This is a genomic window from Synechococcus sp. KORDI-52, from assembly GCF_000737595.1.
GTDB lineage: Bacteria > Cyanobacteriota > Cyanobacteriia > PCC-6307 > Cyanobiaceae > Parasynechococcus.
On sequence record NZ_CP006271.1, the window covers coordinates 682635 to 701900 of the forward strand.

Sequence of the window (19266 nt, forward strand, 5' to 3'; positions counted from 1 at the left end):
AGGATGACCTCATCCCCAGCTTTGAACGGCAGCCTCACCCATGAGCCGGACCGCTTCAGCGATGCGGCCTGGGATCTGCTACTGAGTGGTCAGGACGTCGCCCGTCGTTGGCGCCATGAGCAGTTGGATGTGGAGCACCTGATCCAGGTGCTGTTCACCGATCCCTCATGCCGCCGCTTGGTGGAGCGCTTGCCCCTCCCGATCGATGCCTTGTTGGATCGCCTGGAGGATGTGCTGGCCGATCAGCCTTCAGGGCGAGGTGATGAGCTGTACATCGGTGATGACCTGGAGCAGCTGCTGGATGCGGCCGAAGCCATTCGTCAGCGCTGGAACGGCGATGTCATCGATCTGCCGGAAGTGCTGATGGCCATCGGCGCTGATCCAAGGATCGGGGCTGAGTTGTTCGCTGGGCTGGGGCTGTCGGCCGATCAGCTTGAACTGTTGCTCCAGAAGGGTGTTGACGCTGGGGTGGGCGGTGTTCAATCTCCACCGCAGGGCCGGCCGGGGCCGTCGTCTCCGCAAGAGGCTCCGCGTCGTCAACGGGTAGCTTCTGTTCCCCCCTCCTCCCGAGCTCTGCGCGAGTCGGCTTCCCCCCAGCCGTCTGTCCTGCCTCGACAGCCGGACCGCCTCGAGCCTTCAGCGGCCTCCGATGCTTCGCTGCAGGAGCAACCCTCGGCGTTGGAGTCCTACGGGCGGGACCTCACCGAAGAAGCGGAGGCAGGCAGCCTCGATCCTGTGATCGGACGCGATTCCGAAATCCGCAACCTGATCAAGGTGCTGTCACGCCGGAGCAAGAACAACCCGGTGCTCATCGGTGAACCTGGTGTTGGCAAAACAGCGATTGCGGAGCTGTTGGCCCAGCGGATCGTGGCGGGTGAAGTGCCTGAGTCGTTGCAGGGCCTGCGGCTGGTGGCGCTCGATCTTGGGGCCTTGATCGCCGGTGCCAAGTTCAGGGGGCAGTTCGAGGAACGCCTGCGTTCGGTGCTCGAGGAGGTGAGTGGTTCCGATTCCGGTGTGGTGTTGTTTATCGATGAGCTGCACACCGTGGTCGGCAGCGATCGCAGCAGCACCGATGCCGGCAGCCTGTTGAAGCCAGCCCTCGCCCGTGGGGATCTGCGCTGCATCGGCGCCACCACGCCTGAGGATTACAGGCTCACGGTGGAGAAGGATCCGGCCCTCAACCGGCGCTTTCAGCAGGTGGTGATCCGTGAGCCGGACCTGGAGTTGAGTTTGGAGATTCTGCGGGGCCTCAAGGAGCGCTATGAACTCCACCACGGCGTCACCATCACCGACGACGCCATCCAGACCGCCAACCGTCTTGCCGACCGCTACATCAGCGATCGCTGCCTGCCGGACAAAGCCATTGACCTGATTGATGAAGCGGCGGCGCAACTGAAGATGGAGGTCACCTCCAAGCCGCAGGTGGTGGAGGAGGCCGAGGCGGATCTGCGTCGCGTTGAACTGGCTCTGCTCGCGGCTGAGCAGGCGCCTGAAGCGGAACGGATTCAGCTCCAGCGCAACCGGCTTGAGGTGTCCACGCGACTGGACGATCTGCGGCGCCGCTGGCAGGAGGAGCGCGGTCAGCTCGAGGAGCTCGGTCAGCTGCTCCAGCAGGACGAAGACCTGCGCCATGCCATCGCTGAAGCCGAGCGGGATGGCGACCTCGAGGAAGCGGCCCGCCTTCAGTACGACCAGTTGCATCGGGTGCAGCAGCGCCGGGATGAGCTGGAGGCGTCCCAGGCGGAGGCACAGTCGGCCGGAACGACTCTGTTGCGCGAGCAGGTGGAGGCCGGGGACATTGCGGATCTGGTGGCTCGCTGGACCGGGATCCCCGTGCAGCGGCTGTTGGCGGGCGAGCGGCGCAAACTCCTGGATCTCGACGCCCACCTCGCCGACCGGGTGATTGGTCAGGCTGAGGCGGTGACGGCCGTTGCTTCTGCCATCCGCCGTGCCCGGGCCGGCATGAAGGACCCCCGTCGTCCGGTGGGCTCCTTCTTGTTCCTGGGGCCAACCGGCGTCGGCAAAACCGAGCTGGCGAAGGCGCTGGCGGGGTCGCTGTTTGATGAAGAGGAGGCTCTGGTTCGCCTCGACATGAGCGAGTTCATGGAGAGGAATGCCGTGGCTCGGCTCATCGGTGCTCCCCCCGGCTATGTCGGCTATGAGGAAGGGGGGCAGCTCACGGAGGCCGTGCGCCGTCGTCCCTACGCGGTGCTGCTTCTTGATGAGGTGGAGAAGGCCCATCCCGATGTTTTCAACCTGCTGCTGCAGGTGCTGGATGACGGCCGGCTCACCGATTCCCAGGGCCGCACTGTCGATTTCCGCCACACCGTGGTTGTGATGACCAGCAATCTGGCCAGCCCGGCGATCCTTGAACATGCCCGTTCGGGATCCACGGATGAGTCAGCCCTGCAACAGCAGGTGGATGCAGCACTCTCCAGCCAGTTCCGGCCTGAATTCCTCAACCGCATTGATGAGGTCATTCGTTTCCGCCCCTTGGAGGTGGCCGATCTGGTGCGGATTGTTCAGCTGCAACTGAAGGACCTCGCTGCCCTGTTGGCCGAGCAGGGTCTTGCCCTTCAGGTGGACGATGCTGTCGCTGAGACCATGGCCCGTCAGGGCCATGAACCGGAGTACGGGGCGAGGCCCCTGCGTCGGGTGTTGCGGCGCCAATTGGAAAATCCGCTCTCCACCCTGCTGCTTGAGGAGCGCTTTGCCGGAGCCAGTGGCGTGACGGTGCGGCTGGGGGAGGCCGGCACGGATGCCCTGGTGTTCGATCCGGTGGGGGTTTGAGGGCATCCGGTAGGGTGTCTGTTTGGCGAAGTGCCCACCGGCACCGTTGTCAACTTCCGGTCCCATCCCCGTGACCAGCCCCATCTCTGAGGACACCACCACTTCCGACGGCTCCAAGGCCGCTGCCGATTCCACCAAATCCGGTGGTTTTCTGGCGGACACGGTTGATGAGCTGAAACTCGTGGTCTGGCCCAGCCGCCAGCAACTGTTCAGCGAATCCATCGCTGTGATCCTGATGGTCAGCCTTTCGGCGGCCACCATTGCGGCTGTCAGCCGTCTGTTTGGGTGGGCTTCGTCCCAGGTGTTCCGCTGACTCGATATCACCTTTCTCGCCGTGCCCGACGACCTGACCACACCGGACACCCCTGAGGTGCTTGATCTGCCGGCCCCGAACGAGGGGGAAGACGGCACCTTGCCTGCGGCGGCTGTCGCCAACACGGCCATCGCCCGTTGGTACGCCATTCAAGTGGCCTCCAGCTGCGAGAAGAAGGTCAAGGCCACCCTGGAGCAGCGGGCCGTCACCCTCGGGGTGAGCAACCGAATCCTCGAAATCGAGATTCCCCAGACCCCTGCCGTCAAGCTGAAGAAGGACGGCACCCGTCAGTCCACCGAGGAGAAGGTGTTTCCCGGCTATGTGCTGGTTCGGATGGTGCTGGATGAGGACACGATGATGGCGGTGCGGAGCACCCCGAACGTGATCAATTTCGTCGGTGCTGAGGACCGGCGCGCCACCGGTAAGGCCCGTGGTCACATCAAGCCTCGTCCCCTCAGCCGCTCTGAGGTGGATCGCATCTTCAAGCGCGCTGCCGAGAAGAAGACCGTCGTCAAGGTGGATCTCACCGAAGGCGATCAGATCCTGGTGACAGCTGGTCCGTTCAAGGACTTCCAGGGCGAGGTGATCGAAGTGTCTGGGGAGCGCAACAAGCTCAAGGCGCTGCTCTCCATCTTTGGTCGAGAGACTCCTGTGGAACTGGAGTTTTCTCAGATCAGCAAACAGAACTGACCTGGCGGCGGCCGTCTCCCTGCGGAGGGCGGCCTTGGGAATGGGCAACCATTCCGCCGCACCCGACCCGAGGGTTTGGTGATCCGCAGCTGTCCAAACCCCCCAGCCGATGGCCAAGAAAGTCGTAGCTGTGATCAAGCTGGCCCTAGACGCCGGCAAAGCCAACCCCGCGCCGCCGGTGGGCCCTGCCCTCGGTCAGCACGGTGTGAACATCATGATGTTCTGCAAGGAGTACAACGCTCGAACGCAGGACAAGGCCGGTTATGTGATTCCGGTGGAGATCTCGGTCTTCGAAGACCGCAGCTTCACCTTCATCACCAAGACGCCTCCGGCGTCGGTGCTGATCACCAAGGCCGCCAAGATCCAAAAGGGATCCGGTGAGTCCGCCAAGGGCAGTGTTGGATCGATCAGTCGGGCTCAGCTCGAGGAGATCGCCAAGACCAAACTCCCCGATCTCAACTGCACAAGCGTTGAATCCGCCATGCGGATCATCGAAGGCACCGCCCGCAACATGGGCGTTTCCATCAGCGACTGACGTCGCTGCATCGCTTCTCCAACCCATTCGGGGGAGGCATCACTGATGTCGCCTGAACCCCACCTCTGAACATGCCCAAAATCTCTAAGCGCCTGGCCAGCCTGGCCGGCAAGATCGAGGACCGTGCCTACGCACCCCTCGAGGCGATTGCCCTGGTTAAGGACAATGCCAACGCGAAATTCGACGAGACGATGGAGGCCCATGTGCGCCTCGGTATCGATCCGAAGTACACCGACCAGCAGCTGCGCACCACCGTGGCACTGCCCAATGGCACCGGTCAGACCGTGCGCATCGCCGTGGTGACCCGTGGTGAGAAGGTGGCTGAAGCCAAAGCCGCCGGTGCTGAACTCGCCGGTGAAGAAGACCTGGTGGAAAGCATCAGCAAGGGCGAGATGGATTTCGACCTGTTGATCGCCACCCCCGACATGATGCCCAAAGTGGCCAAGTTGGGTCGGGTCCTCGGCCCCCGTGGCTTGATGCCCAACCCCAAGGCAGGCACCGTCACCACGGACCTTGAGGCCGCGATCAAGGAATTCAAGGCCGGCAAACTGGAATTCCGTGCCGACCGCACCGGCATCGTCCACGTCCGTTTCGGCAAGGCCAGCTTCAGTGCCGATGCCCTGCTGCAGAACCTCAAGACCCTGCAGGAGACCATCGACCGCAACAAGCCCAGTGGTGCTAAGGGCCGCTACTGGAAGTCCCTGTATGTGACCTCCACCATGGGTCCTTCCGTTGAAGTCGATTTCTCTGCTCTGCAGGACATCGAGCAGGGGAGCTGATCCGGCTCTCCTCTACACTTAAAGATTGGCGAAAGCCAAATCGGGCACGCGCCCGGCCAGAGACAGCAGGATGTCCCTGGGAATGACTTCAGTCCTTCCCGTTGATGTAATCCCTGCCGAGGCAGACGCGACACGGTTTTTGTCCCATCCGGGATTGGATCGGCACGCGGCCTCGTCTTCCTCTCGAAGACTCGATCGGCCGTGTGCCCAGCTTGTTCCTTTGATCCGATCCAATCCCTATGGGCCGCACGCTGGAGAACAAGCAGCAGATCGTCGGAGAGCTCAAAGAGCTCCTCGCCGACGCCGAACTGGCACTTGTCCTTGATTTCAAGGGCCTGTCCATCAAGGAGATGTCTGACCTGCGGGATCGTCTGCGGGCCAGCGACAGCGTTTGCAAGGTGACCAAAAACACCTTGATGCGCCGTGCCATTGATGGTGACAGCAACTGGGCCAGCCTCGACTCCCTGCTGACCGGAACCAACGCCTTCGTCCTGGTGAAGGGCGATGTTGGTGCCGGTGTGAAGGCCGTTCAGACCTTCCAGAAGGAACTCAAGAAGTCCGAGACCAAGGGCGGCCTTTTCGAAGGCAAGCTCCTGTCTCAGGACGAGATCAAAGCCATTGCCGATCTCCCCTCCAAGGAGCAGCTCATGGCTCAGATCGCCGGTGCCATCAACGCCGTGGCCACGAAGGTCGCTGTGGGCATCAACGAGGTTCCCTCTGGTATGGCCAGGGCGCTCAAGCAGCACGCCGAAGGCGGCGAAGGCTGATTCGGCCCTGCCGAGACCACTGTTCATTGATCTGTTGCTTCCCCTTTCAAAACCATGTCTGCAAAAACCGACGAAATTCTCGAATCGCTGAAATCCCTTTCCCTGCTTGAAGCTTCCGAGCTGGTCAAGCAGATCGAAGAGGCCTTCGGTGTGTCTGCCGCAGCATCTGCTGGTGTTGTGATGGCTGCCCCTGGCGCTGCTGGTGGCGGTGGCGAGGCCGCTGAAGAGAAGACCGAATTCGACGTGATCCTCGAAGGCTTCGAGGCTTCCGCCAAGATCAAGGTCCTCAAGGCTGTCCGTGAAGCCACCGGTCTGGGTCTGGGCGACGCCAAGGCTTTGGTCGAGGCTGCTCCCAAGGCCGTCAAGGAAGGTGTCTCCAAGGAAGACGCCGAGGCTGCCAAGAAGGCCATCGAAGAGGCCGGCGGCAAGGTCTCCCTCAAGTGATTGCCGCGGGAGAGGGCATGTCCCTCTCCTCGTTTCCTTGTGTTCAGCCACCGGCCCTTTCGAGGGTCGGTTTTTTTGTATTTTTCTCTGGCCAACAAAAAAGCTCCGCCAAAGGCGGAGCTTTTGTCGAGAGGAACACGTTCAGGAGTCTGTCCTTGTTTCGACCCTGAAGAGGCGTTCGGCACTCCTCACACATCCAAAACCTAGGAGCGCTTCCTTTGTTGTCAGCCTTGTTCTGGTCGCTCTCTCAACTGGCACTGTGACGGTTTGCTGTTAGCGGCCGTACGGGATCACCTGTAATCGGATGGGGCCTCTGCTGGCGATTCGCTTGGTTGATGGGCGACTGCTTGATGTGCGCGTTGCGTTCGCTGAGGGCAGGGGTGGTGGTGCAACCGGTGGCTTCGGTGCCCCCCAAGGCCTGAATCCATACCCTTGGCTGTGGCTGCTCGCCTTGGCGAGCAGCCGGTTCACCGGTTCCTGGTGGGCAAAGTAAAGGTGATTCAACTTGCGCTCTTGATAGACGCGGCGCTCCAGCTCCCAGCCAGGCTCCAGCTGCAGGGGGATGAATCCGTTGGCGTCGCGTTTTGCTACGGCGGCCTGACCGACCAGGAGTGGCGCCCGTTGCTGAGGATCGAGGGCTTCGAGCTTCAGCAACCGACCGGATTGCTTGATCCGGAAGCGGAAGCGTGTGCCCAGATCTTGCCCTCCACTGCGCAGTGAGTAGCCATTGCTGTCGAGGTAGCGCTTGCAGATCCCGCTGAAATCGAAGCGATTCAGGCTTGGTTCCACCAGTCCATCCGGGCGTGACGTCCAGCAGGACGGTTGGGCCTTGATCTGTTCCAACACCAGCAGTTTCCATTGGGACCTGCCAATGGGTTGTGCCAGCACAGCGAAACGCTCCTGCGGGACGGCGGTGCTCTCAAACAGCGAACGCGCTACGCCCCCCTGCGTTAGGCCAGCGCTCAGAAGTCCCACGGCAGTCAGGCCCGCAGCCCGCAGGTAGGTTCGGCTCATGCATGGTGACGCCAGAAGCCGTGTTGTACCGAACAGTGTTGGGACCGATCAATGGCGGAAGGACGGGGACGGGTTGTGGCTGCAGCGACGGATGGCGCCTGCAGCGGAAACCCAGGTCCGGGAGGTTGGGGTGCGTTGTTGCGCTTCGAAGACGGCAGCGTTGAGGAATTCGGTGGCCATGCCCCCGACACCACCAACAACCGCATGGAACTGCAGGCGGCTTTGGAGGTGTTGCAACGGCTTGAGCAGCTGCCCCGTCATCCGGATCTCACCCTGCGTACCGACAGTAAATATCTGATTGATGGGCTGGGCTCTTGGATCAAAGGCTGGAAGCGAAAAGGCTGGAAAACGGCTGCTGGTAAGCCTGTGCTCAATCAGGACCTCTGGAAGGCCTTGGATGCTGCACGTCTGGATGATGTCCCGCTGCGGTACGTCAAAGGGCATAGCGGCGATCCAGACAATGACCGGGTGGATCGCATCGCTGTGGCGTTTTCCCATGCGGCCCATCCGGATTTGGCCCTGAAGCAGGGATCACCTGAGGCCGCATCAGAGGCTTCATCCGAGCTTGCCCCCAGGCCTCTGCTGCAGTTGTTGTCACGGTTGGAGTTGGCGGATCGGTTGGCGGAGGGTGGCTACAGCCTCTCGTTGCTGGAGCTGGCGCAGCTGGTGGAACAGCCGTTCAAACAGCTGGAAACCAAGCAGGAGCGCTGGATCTGGAGGGATTGGATTGTCGAGCCCCAGCTGGAGGGTCGCTGGATCCTGCAACGTCGCAAGGCAGGATCAGAACAGTCCTGAGGCAGAGCATGTCGCCGTCCTCTTCGGCCGGACCGCTCAGCAGCGGCGCCTTCTACCAGCGTTGGCTGGGTCCGGTGCTGGCGCGAGATGATGGCCTGGATGCTGAACAGCTGTCGCGCACCGCGCTCACGGCCCTTGGCCAGGCCAGCCTCAGGCGCCGCTGGCCAGGGGTGTCCACCGTGCTTGATGGCGTCGCGGCCGATCTGCAACGGCGTGATCTGCGCCTGGAGCAGGTGTTGTTGGGCTGCCGTTTTCCCAACCCGGTGGGTTTGGCGGCGGGATTCGACAAGAACGGTGTGGCGGCAGCGATCTGGGATCGCTTCGGCTTTGGCTTCGCCGAAGTGGGCACGGTCACATGGCATGGCCAGCCGGGCAATCCCAGACCACGTCTGTTCCGTCTGGCGGACGAGCAGGCCGCGTTGAACCGGATGGGATTCAACAACGACGGCGCCAAGGCCCTGTTGAAAACCTTGGAGCGCCAACGGTTGGATCCGCCCGGCCGGCGGCCAGCGGTGCTGGGCATCAATGTCGGCAAATCCAAGATCACCGATCTGGAGCAGGCCCCAGATGACTATGCGGCCTCCCTGGAGCTGTTGTCTCCGCTGGCGGACTATGCGGTGATTAATGTCAGCTCCCCCAACACTCCGGGACTCCGGGAACTGCAGGACACAGCCCAGTTGCGGCGGCTTGTGGAGCGGTTGCGACGACTACCGGCCTGTCCGCCTCTGCTGGTGAAAATCGCACCCGATTTGGACGATGAATCGATCGATGCGGTGGCTCGGCTGGCCTTCGAGGAGGGCTTGGCCGGCGTGATCGCGGTCAACACCAGTCTCAATCGGCTGGGCCTTGAGCAACGGCGTCTGCCGCAGACCGGGCGCACGCTCGCCGAGGAGGCTGGTGGCCTCAGTGGTGCACCTCTGCGTCATCGGGCCCTGGCGGTGATCCGTCGCTTGCGGGCCAGTGCTGGCCCCGCATTGCCCTTGATCGGTGTTGGTGGGATTGATTCCCCCCAATCCGCCTGGGAGCGGATCACGTCAGGCGCATCTCTGGTGCAGGTCTACACCGGATGGATTTTTCAGGGGCCGGATCTGGTGCCGCGGATTCTGGAGGGTCTGCTGCTGCAGTTGGATCGCCATGGCCTGCGCAACATCGCGGAGGCCTCGGGCAGCGGTTTGCCTTGGCTGGATTGAGGACAGCGGATTCGTTCCGTTCATGCTCAGAGTGATTCAACTCTTGAACTCTCCTGTTCGCATGCGTTTCGCTCGAAGGAGCTGGCATTGCGAGTGCGTTGTTTGTCCTCTTGCATTCCTGCCTTGAACTGGTTGCTGTGAGGTTTTGTCTTCATGGCGATAAACATGTCCATTCGCTCCTGTGGGGCTCACTTGTTCTTTTGCCTGGAGGTGAAGGCTTCGCGTTGATGTTTGAATCTGAAGCTATGGATGGTCTGCGGAGCTGAGCGATCAGTTCATCCTTTGATTCTCGATCTGCATGCAGTTGCCGTGTGTTGATATCTGTTTTGCGATCTATTGATGCGTGGATCATTGATCCCGTTGATTGGTTTTTGGTATGGAACTGATGATTTCCAATCATCCTTGTTTTCTTCCTGTTTTCTGTCTTGAATGACAATGCTGTTCGGTGGCAGGCCGATCCCGTTTCCAAGTTTGCTCAGCTTTGGTACCGTCTGAACCAAAGCCTTTATTCCGGCGTCGCCACGGATGCTGTCTTCATTCCCACAGTGGCAATCCAGTCGTTTGGCGTGGGACCGTTTGATTCATCCTCGCCCCGTGCTGGTGATGATTTCCAATGGCGGGTTGTCGATCTGCTGGCGGGGTGCCCGGGGTTGGACCTTCCGTTGTGCTGATCTGTCGGCAGGTTCCTGTCGTGATGGCATGCCCAAGGCCCGTGAGGCGATTGGTGAGTTGATTGCTGATCTGCTGTTTGATGTGGAGCTGCCTGGAGCCGAATTGGTGCTTTCGCTTCCGCCTGCGGCAGCCTCCTGGCGCGTTCTTGACGGTTTGAGTTGTGATGTTGAAGCCATGCCTGACTTGCGACGTGAGCTTCCAGGTTCGCTGGATCTTCCGTTCAGCTTGGATCAGAGCTATCTGATGACCAGCGTGATTGGAGATAGTGTTGCGGTGTGTGGAACATCCCGAGCACTGATCCAGGCCTGGGTGGACATCGTGGAAATCGCAGATTTGCCCCTGCGTCGGATCAGTTGGTCACTCACCGATGCCCTGAACGGATTGCGTCAAATCACTCAGGATTGGTCCGGTGATCTTGCTTGGTTGTTGCTCCATGACGGAAGGGCTCGTCTGATCCTGATGCGAGATCGGATTCCCGAGATTGACCGTACCTTTTCGTCGAACGATGTGGATGTCTGTATCGCCGAGACTCGCGCCTTGATTCGTTCCTGGCAACAGAAACTCAATGCACCAAGACCCTTGGGCTGGTGGTTCACGCTTGAGGATCCAAGCCGTCGCGATTGGCTTCAGCTTGTTGATGCGGAGGCTGGTGAACAGAGCTTGAATCGGCCTCTGGCTTGGTCTCCCGATCCCTGGACCGAATCAGCGGGGGCAGAGGTGCTGTCCCCCCTGGCGCATTTGGTGCTTGGTCAGCTGCATGAGGAGGAGTGCTGGTGAAATCTGTGAGGAGCTCCGTTGGATCAGATTGGCTTCGGGAGGTTCGGCTTGAGCGCGGCTTGCCGTCTGAGCCGGTCGCTCATCAGTCCCTTTATCCATTGCTGGCCAAAGGCAGTCTGTTGGGGATTGTTCTGGTCTTAACGCCCTTGGTGCTGCTGCTCTTGTTGCACAACCGGCAGAGCCGCCTCACCGCTGAGGTTGTTGCCTTGGCTCCCGTGGAGGCGCGTCTTGGCGATGCCCAGGCCAGGCTGAAGTCCATGGCCTCCAAACGCGATGTTCTGAAGCAACAGGTTGAAAAGATCGCGTCTCAACTAGTGGCGTTGCGATCAAGTTCTGCATTGCTGGAACAGATGCGACAGGTCACGCCAAAGGGTGTTCGTCTGCGCGCAGTGGCAGCTTTACCTTCGAAGCTGACCATCACAGGGGAAGCCGAAGGGTCGGATGCGTTCCAGCGCATCAATGCCCTAGCCCTCAATCTTGAGGCGGAGCAGGAGTTCAGCCTGAACGGAACATCCATCGTGAAGGCCACTGCAGACGATGCGGGTTTGATCGAGTTCAGGCTGGAATCAGCCATCGATTCCACGGCCGGAACCACGCCGGAACGCCTTCGTGAACTCGGCTCTGATGGTTTGGCGCAACGCTTTGAGTTGCTGCGGGCCAAGGGGGTTGGGCTGTGACCAATCTTCTGCCTTCGGGACGTCGCCAGTGGATCACCCGTGGACGTGTGTTGGTGGGTCTGCCCATCATCTTTGGCGTGATTGTGTCGGCGTGTTTGTTCCTGATTGTTCTGCGGCCTGTCTGGCAGGACGCGAAAGAACTGGAGCGGCGTCGTGATTCTTTGCTGCAATTGCAACGCAACCTTCCTGTAATGGAAGGGCAACTGGAATCGGCCTCTTTTGCACTGGAACAGGCTCAACAGCAACAGGATTTGTTGATCGGTTTTCTGGCTGGTCGTGACAAGGTTCAGACCTTTTTGGCGCTTCTCAATCAACAGGCCGTCTTGTCAGATGTGAAAATTCTTCGGTATGAACCATTGGCGCCCGTAGTTGCTTCGGCGCAACAGCCACAAGCTCAGGATCAAAACCAGAAGGGTGACGAGTCGTTGGAACCGACGGACCCGCTTCTAGCGCTTGGGTATCAGAAGTCTTCAGTCGCCCTTGCCGTTCGCGGCCCCTACGACGGCTTGCATGCGTTTCTCCAGAAGATGGAAGCTTTGGAGTTGTTGGTTGAAAGCAGCAACCTTGAGATCACGGCCGTTGAGATTGAGACCAGTGACGAAGATTCAGATCCCCAGCAGCCAACAACTCAGTTAACCCTGCAGCTGAACTTCTACGACATTCAGACCGGGGCATCTCCGATCATGGGTCAGTCAGTTGCAAAACTACCTGTCTAGGACTGGTTGGTCAGGTTTTTGGCCGATAAGGTCGAGGCATTGATTTGATTGGCCTCAGGTGCGGAGCTCATTGGTTCGACGTTCACTTCCACTCGTCGTTCTCCTGGGCTTGAGTTGCTCCACCGTTGAGATGGTCACAGCGTTGGCTTCGGCGCCGGCTGTCGCTTCAACGACGGTCGCCTTGAAGGTGCGTCGGATGGCAGGCCGGGTGGATCTGGTGGTGTCTGGCCTTGGGGCCAGCTCGAGGGTGCGGAGTCAGAATCTTTCGTCCTCCAGTTGGACTGGCCGTTTGGAGGGGTCGTCATCACGAACGTTGCCGGTTCCACAGGAGGTTTCAATGCCCGAGCTGGGCTTGAAATCAATTCGCTTGAGTCAGAACAGCGACTTTGGCTTTGATCTGGCTGTTCAGTCAAGCCACAACATCACACTGACCCAGCCTCGGATCAGTGCCAATGGAGAGGAGTTGATTGTTTCTTTTCAAGGACTCTCTGCTCAAGGCAAGACGTCGACATCTGCTCAACTTGACTTGAGGCGGCCTGGCCGCGTTGCGCAGCCCAGCTTCGTTCCACCGTTGCGATCCCGCGCGAGTGCACCACCTCTCGGAGATATGGCGGTCGGTTCCATGCTTGTAAGTCCCAATAATGTCCTCAATATTTCGGGACCTCCTGTTTCGATGATTCTGAATAATGCTCCGGCCAAGGATGCATTAATGGCTTTATCGAAAGTTGGTGGTTTTAACTTCGTTTATGTGGATTCGCTGGATTCAGGTGATCAAGAGCCGGTCGTTAGGCCAGTTAGTGTAGTTTTTAAAAATGAAGTTTTCGGACGTGCTCTCAACAGTATTTTGTTGTCCTCTGGACTTGAAGGGCGATTAGAAGGTCGCACTTTGCTGGTAGGAAAGTCATTGCAGAACTCTAGTTTTGCCCCCCAGATGTCGAAAGTTTTTCGTCTTAATCAGGTCAAGCCGGAAACGGCGGCGAATTATTTGTCAAGTTTGGGTGCTAAAATGACTAAGGTAATTGAAATCAAAGTAACGACTGGCTCGTCCGCTTCTCTTGGGACAACGGAGCTTAGTAATCAAGTATCTCAAGCTACGGGCATTGAGAGTTCGATTGAAACTTTGGAGGCACAAGTTGGCCCTCTCAATGGTCTGGTTGGTACCACCGATGGTCGTCTTGGCTCTGTAACACTTGTTGGCGAGCCTCGATTGATTGCTTTGGCTGAAAGTTATTTGAAGCAGATTGATCTTCGTAAGAGGCAGGTCGCTGTAAAAGTTCAGATCATAAATGTGGATTTGGATAACGACAAAAGAATTGATTCAAGCTTTTCTTCTAGGATGGGTAACACGTTCATAGTTAGCGATAAGGGAAAGGCTTTTATCAATTTCGGTGATTACAAACCCGGAGGTGTTGAAGGTACTGGCATTTATGGAAGTGGAGATTCTGGGGTGCCAGGCACTTACGCCAGATATGGTGAAGAGCCTCAGCAGCGTGTTATTGATCCCGTTGCCCAGAGACAGCTGGAAGTGCCCAACTACGAAGTGGCTCAGGAGCGTTTTATTAACTCGCAAGGTGAGGTCGAGTTTCGAGATTTAATTGATTCCAGTGGCCGCAAAGTATATTTTCCTTCGACTGATCCGAATTCCACGCAGACAAGGACTGTCCTTGATAGTAATGGTCAGCCTATTTACGTGTCGTCGACGGATCCCACGGCGGAACAGGTAAGGCAGCCCGTATACGATGAAAATGGACGGTTGAAATATGTGCCTCGCTCGGACTTGCGTCGGCAGCCAGATAACTCTTTTTACTCCTATCTTGAGGCTCAGATTGAGTCCCGTAGTGCCAAAATACTGGCCGAGCCTACTTTGCTTGTAGGAGAGGGGCAGATTTCGGAAGTCAAAACAGGCCTTGAAGTTTTTACTAATGTAGAGACCGAGATTATCAGTGTAGGTGACATTACATCTGAGAATACTACTTTTGAAACTGAAACCGCGGGTATAACTCTTTCGGTTGGTGTTGATAGGATCGACGATAATGGTTTTGTGACAATGGATATTACTCCTAAGATTTCTTTGCCTGTTCTTGCGGGCCAAAACGATGGTGTTAATATCTTTAATCTCGACAGTCGTCAATTGTCTGCCAGTGGGATTCGGTTGCGAGATGGCCAAACTCTTGTAATTACTGGTGTGATGTCTGATCAGCAAGTGGAGGAGGTAAGAAAATGGCCATTGCTTGGAGATCTGCCGCTTATTGGTAGTTTGTTTAGAGGAACAACTTCGGTGCGCGAAAAAAGAGAACTTGTGATCGTTGTCACTCCTCAAATACTCGACGATGAGCAGGGAGGGGAATATGGTTATGGTTATTACAGACCTGAAACCCCAGATGTCAGGAGGGTTTTAAGGACTTTTTAAATTTCACAAGGGTGATAGTGCGCGAAGTGCCATTGGGCCGATGATTTGTAGGACTGATAACCCTCCAGACAAAATTGTTGACCCAATCCCGGTACCACTTTTGGTTGAGGGTGTTTGTGGATCACGGGTCTTCTTACTAGCCAATTCCAGCTGTTCTGCTTTTACCTGATCACCGCTTTCGCTAAACAGAGTTCCGGCGTATGCAAGGTCCTTGGCAGCAAGGTCGCTTTGACCAAGTTCACCGCGGCTAAGCCCGCGCGCTACCCAGCTCAACGGATCCTCCGGTTTTGCCTTGATTGCTTCGCCGAATAATTTTTCAGCCTTTTCCCATTGGCCCTTCTCGGCGGCATCCACCCCGGCATTGTGCAGTGATGCATGGCTGCGGATTCCACTGGCGATGCCTCGTGCCCCCTGCCAGTGGCTTTGTTCAAGGGCGTCTGGATCCAACACTGCACCGGAGAGGTCGCTCAGGCGAAGGTCGGTGCCGTAGAGCTTGCTGCCTCGGAGATCAGCGCCGCGCAGCGACGCCCCCCTCAGGCTGGTGAAGCGGAGATCGGTGTTGCGTAGATCGGCTCCATCCAGCCGCGCCTGAGACAGATTGGCGCGTTGCAGTTGCGCCCCGCTCAGATCAGCATCCCGCAGATCAGCGTGCACCAGATCCACATCCGCCAGGCGACAGTCCGGGCAATTCCGTTGCTGCAGCAGCAGGATCAGATCGTCCGCCCGAGCGGCCAGCGGCGTGGCGAGCAGCAGGGTGAAGAGCAGCACTCGGGCCGTCATGGGCAGTGGTCCACGCTGGTCATGTCTAAGTGTTGTATCGGGAGTCGGGATGGGCGTCGACCTGCGCCATGGCGGCAACCGCGAAGCCATCGCCGCACGGTTGAACTGCAGGGCATCGCAGTTGCTGGATGCCAGCGCTTCATTGGCCCCCTGGAGTCCGCGTTGCCCGCGTCTGCCTCTGACCGCGATCCGCGATTATCCCGACCGGGGCCAGATGGCTCTGCGCCTGGCGCTGGCTGGGCTGCATGGCCTGGATCCTGAAGCTGTGCTGCCCGGCAACGGGGCGGCTGAGTTGTTCACCTGGGCGGCGCGCGATGCCGCTGCCGTTGGCGTGAGTGGTCTGCTGGCGCCTGGTTTTGCCGATTACCGGCGGGCACTTCAGTGCTGGGACGCCCCATGGATTGATGTTCCCCTGGCCTTGCATGGGGAACAGGTTGGTCTGCAGCTGCATCCCCCCCTGCAACCGCCGGTGGCTTGGATCTGCAATCCCCACAACCCCACGGGTCAGCTGTGGAGCCGTGCATCGTTGCAGCTCCTGCTGGCGACCCATGACCTGGTCATCTGCGATGAGGCCTTCCTGCCCCTGGTGCCCGATGGGGAGCTGCAATCGCTGATTCCGCTGGTGGAGCACCATCCCAACCTGGTGGTGATCCGCAGCCTCACCAAGGTGTTTGGCATGGCGGGCTTGCGCCTTGGCTATGCCATTGGGCACCCCGACCGCCTCAAGCGCTGGCGGGACTGGCGGGACCCCTGGCCGGTGAATGGCGTCGCTGCTGCCCTGACCGAGCGGTTGCTGGTTCCTCCTGGGCGGTATCGACGCTGGTGCCGACGGGTGCAGCGGTGGACCGCCAGGGAGGGTGCCTGGATGCAACACCACCTGGCCGCCGTGCCTGGCCTCTGCCCCATGCCGTCGAGCGCCAACTTCCTCTTGGTTTCCGCGGCGGACTCCCTGGTGCCTTTGCGTGAAGCTCTGGAACAGGACCACCGCATTCTCTTGCGCGATTGCCGCAGTTTCGAAGGCCTTGGTGAATCCTGGTTGCGGATCGGTTTGCAGACCCGTGCCAACAACCGCCGGATCCTCAGAGCGCTGAAGCAGGTTCAGGCCACCAGGGTCTGAAGCAGGGCGGCCAACTGCCGCTCGGCTTCCTGTTCCGCCAGGGTCTGCATGCCTTCACGCATCTGAGGAAGCGGATCGGATTGAGCTGAGGCCTGTCCTAGACGTGCCTTCAGAAGCCGTTCAATGGTGCTCAGCAACACGGGATGATCCGGGTCGTGCTGGTGCACGATCACCGCTGCGCCAAGGGATGCGGCGCAGGCGGCATTGGCCTCCTGATGCTGGTCTGCAGCCTGGGGGAATGGCACCAGCACGCTGGGGGTCCCGCAAACCGCCAGTTCACTGAGGCTGCCGGCACCTGCGCGGCTGATGGCCAGGTCGGCATGCTGCAACAGTCCGGGGATCTCATCGCTGAACCGGCGTTCCACCAGCTGTGGGTGCTGCAGTTGCTGAATGTCGGGATCATTGTCGCCGGTGAGGTGCACCACGCGGCAGCCCTGTTTCAGCAGGGCTGGCACCGCAGCCCGCACCATGCGGTTCAGCCCGACCGCGCCTTGGCTGCCGCCCATCACCACCAAAAGGGGCCCCTTGCCGGAGGGGACCCAGCTCGGCAGGGGTTGGGCTGTCAGGAAGTGGGAACGCACCGGTGTGCCCGTCAGCACCGGCTGACTGCCCGGGATGCGCTTGGCGGCAGCAGGGAGTCCAATGGCTACAGCGCTGCAGAAGCGGCCCAGCAATCGGGTGACCCGCCCTGGGATGGCATTGGATTCATGGAGAACCACAGGGATGCCGCACCAGCGCGCCGCCAGGATTGCGGGTGCGGCGATGTATCCGCCGGTTGTGAACACGACATCGATCGCGTTCCGGCGGATCACCCGCCGAACGTCGACGCTGGCCAGCAGCAGACGCAGCAGCTGCAGCAGCTTGGTGAGTCCACGCCCCTGCAGGCCTCCGGCGTTCACACATACCAAGTTGAAGCGCTCCGGCACCAGACGCGTTTCAAGTCGATCGGGCACCCCCAACCAGCGCACGGGCCACTGGTCTTCAACAGCTTCTGCCACAGCCAGCGCGGGGAAGAGATGGCCGCCCGTGCCGCTGGCGGCGATCAGAAGCCGGGTCATCGCGTCGGCCGTCTCCGCTTATCACCCCTAACTTAATTGGACTGTCGCGTTGCGTTCGTGCGTCGTTTCCTGGGAGTCACGCTCGTCTCGGCCATGGCGCTGGTGCTGTCGCCGGTCCATGCCCTCGAGCAGCCTGGAGGCCAGAGCCGTGCCTTGGAGCGTTTCAGCGCGCGCCTGCAAACGGTGTTGAACAGCGGCAGTCCTACAGCCTTCGAGACAGTGGTCAGCAGTGAGCTGCTGCCTGTCCTGGCCCAGCGCCTTGAGCGTTTCCGGCAGGATTTCCCTGAGGTCATGTGGCAGGTGGAGCCTGCCGAGTCAACGCCGGATGGTCGGCCGACCCTGAACCTGCGGGTGCGGGGTGCCACGGAATCCGAGGGGCTGACCTACTCCTTGGACGCCACAGAACAGATTGCGATTCGCCTGGAGGCGGGTCAGCTGGTGGAGCAGGAACTGTTGGCGCAGCAGTCGTTGCTGCGCAGCGGTAAACGCCCCTTGTCGGTCAATCTCGCCATCCCCGATGTGGTACTCACCGGCAGTCGTTATGACATCGATCTGGTGGTTGAAGAGCCGCTGGGGAAGGCTCTGGTGGCCGGCGGCCTGATCGACCTCACCGATGCGCAGCTCACGGCTCAGTTCCGCCCCAACCTGCCTTTGGCACCTCTGGGGGGTGGTGGTTTGTTCAAGAGCGTTCAGGCACCGCAGCAACCCGGTTCGCAGACCTGGGCCGTGATGCTGGTGCATCCCGATGGGGTGGTGACGGCCACCAAACGGGTGCGGGTGGTCAGCAGCAACTAGCGCCCTTCCTTTGGATGGTTCCATCGATGCAGGGCTGACACGTCCTCGTCGCCATGGCCATCGTTGATGAGATCGAGTTCCAGCTGTTCCACCAAGGTTGTGACCGGCAGATCCAGCTGCACGGCTCTGGCCGCCTCGAGAGCAATGTCGAGATCCTTGCGATGCAGGCTGAGCCGGAATCCGAGGGGGTAGCTGCCGTTCAGCATGGCGTCGCTGCGATGGTCGAGGGCCCATGAGCCGGCTGCACCGTTTTTGAGGGCATTGATCACCTGGGGCATCGGCAGATCCAGGCTCTGGCCCAGGGCCACGGCCTCCGCCACGGCGGCATAGCTGCCGGCCACCAGCACCTGGTTCACCGCCTTCACCTGTTGCCCGCGCCCCACGCCGCCGAAGTGGTGGATCGACGCGCCGATCACCTCGAGGATGGGGCGAACACGCTCCAGTGGCTCGCTCGCTCCCCCCACCAGCACCGTGAGGCTGCCGCGTTTGGCACCCTCCGTGCCCCCGGTGACGGGGGCATCCAGGTAATGCACGTTTTGGTGGGCCAGCCGTTCCGCACAGCCTTGAGCTGTGGAGGGAGCAATGGTGGAGCAATCCAGCACCACACTGCCGGCGCTCAGCTGTGATGCAGCTCCGTTCGGTCCGAACAGCACGTCCTCAACGGCTGCATCGTCGCTGACGCAAAGCAGGAGAACATCGACGCCGGCGCTGGCGGCCGCGGGATTGGAACACGGAGTCGCATCCTTGAGGTCCGGATGGGTTTCAGCCCTCCGGCTGCGGGTGTGCACCCGCAGCCGCAAGCCTTCGCGTTGCAGGTTGATCGCCATGGGGAGGCCGAGTGCTCCCAGCCCCACGAAGCCAAGGCTCAAGTCACATCTGGTCATCACTCATCGCAGACCATTCAGATCCTGATTGATGGATGACGCCACAGTGAATGCATTGTGAAG

Annotated in this window: 19 protein-coding genes; 15 read left to right on the forward strand and 4 right to left on the reverse strand. The window is 59.9% G+C overall.

The window, feature by feature from the left end:
- Positions 1 to 3 precede the first annotated feature (3 nt).
- The 7 genes from KR52_RS03410 (at position 4) to rplL (ending at position 6318) form a co-directional block, all read left to right on the forward strand.
- Positions 4 to 2790 (forward strand): ATP-dependent Clp protease ATP-binding subunit, encoded by a 2787-nt coding sequence (locus KR52_RS03410; protein WP_038552482.1) that lies wholly within the window; start codon positions 4 to 6, stop codon positions 2788 to 2790.
- 70 nt (positions 2791 to 2860) lie between these two features.
- Positions 2861 to 3103, forward strand: a complete 243-nt coding sequence (gene secE / locus KR52_RS03415) for a preprotein translocase subunit SecE (RefSeq protein ID WP_038552485.1) — start codon at positions 2861 to 2863, stop codon at positions 3101 to 3103.
- Between the two features lie 21 nt (positions 3104 to 3124).
- On the forward strand, positions 3125 to 3793 hold the full coding sequence (gene nusG, locus KR52_RS03420; protein ID WP_038552489.1) for a transcription termination/antitermination protein NusG: 669 nt from the start codon (positions 3125 to 3127) through the stop codon (positions 3791 to 3793).
- 109 nt (positions 3794 to 3902) lie between these two features.
- A complete protein-coding gene (gene rplK, locus KR52_RS03425) occupies positions 3903 to 4328 on the forward strand; it encodes a 50S ribosomal protein L11 (protein WP_006851160.1) in 426 nt (141 codons plus the stop codon).
- A 71-nt stretch (positions 4329 to 4399) separates the two neighbouring features.
- Entirely contained in the window at positions 4400 to 5107 is a 708-nt protein-coding gene (gene rplA / locus KR52_RS03430) for a 50S ribosomal protein L1 (RefSeq protein ID WP_038552494.1), read from the forward strand.
- 239 nt (positions 5108 to 5346) lie between these two features.
- Positions 5347 to 5874 carry a 50S ribosomal protein L10 gene (rplJ, locus tag KR52_RS03435; RefSeq protein WP_006851480.1) on the forward strand — a complete coding sequence of 176 codons (528 nt, stop codon included), beginning with the start codon at positions 5347 to 5349 and terminating at the stop codon, positions 5872 to 5874.
- Between the two features lie 54 nt (positions 5875 to 5928).
- A complete protein-coding gene (gene rplL / locus KR52_RS03440) occupies positions 5929 to 6318 on the forward strand; it encodes a 50S ribosomal protein L7/L12 (protein WP_038552497.1) in 390 nt (129 codons plus the stop codon).
- A gap of 273 nt (positions 6319 to 6591) precedes the next feature.
- On the opposite strand, the gene KR52_RS03445 is transcribed toward rplL, so the two are convergent.
- Positions 6592 to 7332, reverse strand: coding sequence for a DUF3747 domain-containing protein (locus KR52_RS03445; protein ID WP_038552499.1), 741 nt, complete (start codon positions 7330 to 7332; stop codon positions 6592 to 6594).
- A 51-nt stretch (positions 7333 to 7383) separates the two neighbouring features.
- Here KR52_RS03445 and rnhA point away from each other — a divergent pair, with 51 nt between their 5' ends.
- The 6 genes from rnhA (at position 7384) to KR52_RS03475 (ending at position 14569) form a co-directional block, all read left to right on the forward strand.
- The gene (gene rnhA, locus KR52_RS03450) at positions 7384 to 8127 is read left to right on the forward strand and encodes a ribonuclease HI (RefSeq protein WP_038552503.1); all 744 of its coding nucleotides are present in this window, start codon (positions 7384 to 7386) and stop codon (positions 8125 to 8127) included.
- A gap of 8 nt (positions 8128 to 8135) precedes the next feature.
- Positions 8136 to 9317: a quinone-dependent dihydroorotate dehydrogenase gene (locus KR52_RS03455; RefSeq protein WP_038552506.1), complete on the forward strand. Its 1182-nt coding sequence runs from the start codon at positions 8136 to 8138 to the stop codon at positions 9315 to 9317.
- Positions 9318 to 9842: 525 nt separating this feature from the next.
- Positions 9843 to 10766 carry a hypothetical protein gene (locus KR52_RS03460; RefSeq protein WP_038552508.1) on the forward strand — a complete coding sequence of 308 codons (924 nt, stop codon included), beginning with the start codon at positions 9843 to 9845 and terminating at the stop codon, positions 10764 to 10766.
- 59 nt (positions 10767 to 10825) lie between these two features.
- Entirely contained in the window at positions 10826 to 11443 is a 618-nt protein-coding gene (locus KR52_RS03465; RefSeq protein ID WP_156957573.1) for a PilN domain-containing protein, read from the forward strand.
- Complete coding sequence (locus KR52_RS03470) at positions 11440 to 12159, forward strand: hypothetical protein (protein WP_051834259.1); 720 nt, start codon at positions 11440 to 11442, stop codon at positions 12157 to 12159. The genes KR52_RS03465 and KR52_RS03470 overlap by 4 nt, the downstream gene beginning before the upstream one ends.
- Before the next feature lie 337 nt (positions 12160 to 12496).
- Positions 12497 to 14569: a type II secretion system protein GspD gene (locus KR52_RS03475; protein WP_051834260.1), complete on the forward strand. Its 2073-nt coding sequence runs from the start codon at positions 12497 to 12499 to the stop codon at positions 14567 to 14569.
- Between the two features lie 3 nt (positions 14570 to 14572).
- Here the strand turns inward: KR52_RS03475 and KR52_RS03480 are convergent, their stop codons facing one another.
- Positions 14573 to 15349, reverse strand: coding sequence for a pentapeptide repeat-containing protein (locus tag KR52_RS03480; protein ID WP_038552515.1), 777 nt, complete (start codon positions 15347 to 15349; stop codon positions 14573 to 14575).
- 49 nt (positions 15350 to 15398) lie between these two features.
- On the opposite strand from KR52_RS03480, the gene KR52_RS03485 reads away from it, so the two are divergent.
- On the forward strand, positions 15399 to 16466 hold the full coding sequence (locus KR52_RS03485) for a threonine-phosphate decarboxylase (RefSeq protein ID WP_038552517.1): 1068 nt from the start codon (positions 15399 to 15401) through the stop codon (positions 16464 to 16466).
- Here KR52_RS03485 and murG read toward each other — a convergent pair.
- On the reverse strand, positions 16448 to 17524 hold the full coding sequence (gene murG / locus KR52_RS03490) for an undecaprenyldiphospho-muramoylpentapeptide beta-N-acetylglucosaminyltransferase (RefSeq protein WP_038552519.1): 1077 nt from the start codon (positions 17522 to 17524) through the stop codon (positions 16448 to 16450). The genes KR52_RS03485 and murG overlap by 19 nt on opposite strands.
- Positions 17525 to 17581: 57 nt before the next feature.
- Here murG and KR52_RS03495 point away from each other — a divergent pair, with 57 nt between their 5' ends.
- Positions 17582 to 18319 (forward strand): hypothetical protein, encoded by a 738-nt coding sequence (locus KR52_RS03495; RefSeq protein WP_038556787.1) that lies wholly within the window; start codon positions 17582 to 17584, stop codon positions 18317 to 18319.
- On the opposite strand, the gene KR52_RS03500 is transcribed toward KR52_RS03495, so the two are convergent.
- Positions 18316 to 19203 (reverse strand): NAD(P)-dependent oxidoreductase, encoded by an 888-nt coding sequence (locus KR52_RS03500; RefSeq protein WP_038552521.1) that lies wholly within the window; start codon positions 19201 to 19203, stop codon positions 18316 to 18318. The two genes, KR52_RS03495 and KR52_RS03500, sit on opposite strands and share 4 nt — an antisense overlap.
- Between the last annotated feature and the right edge of the window lie 63 nt (positions 19204 to 19266).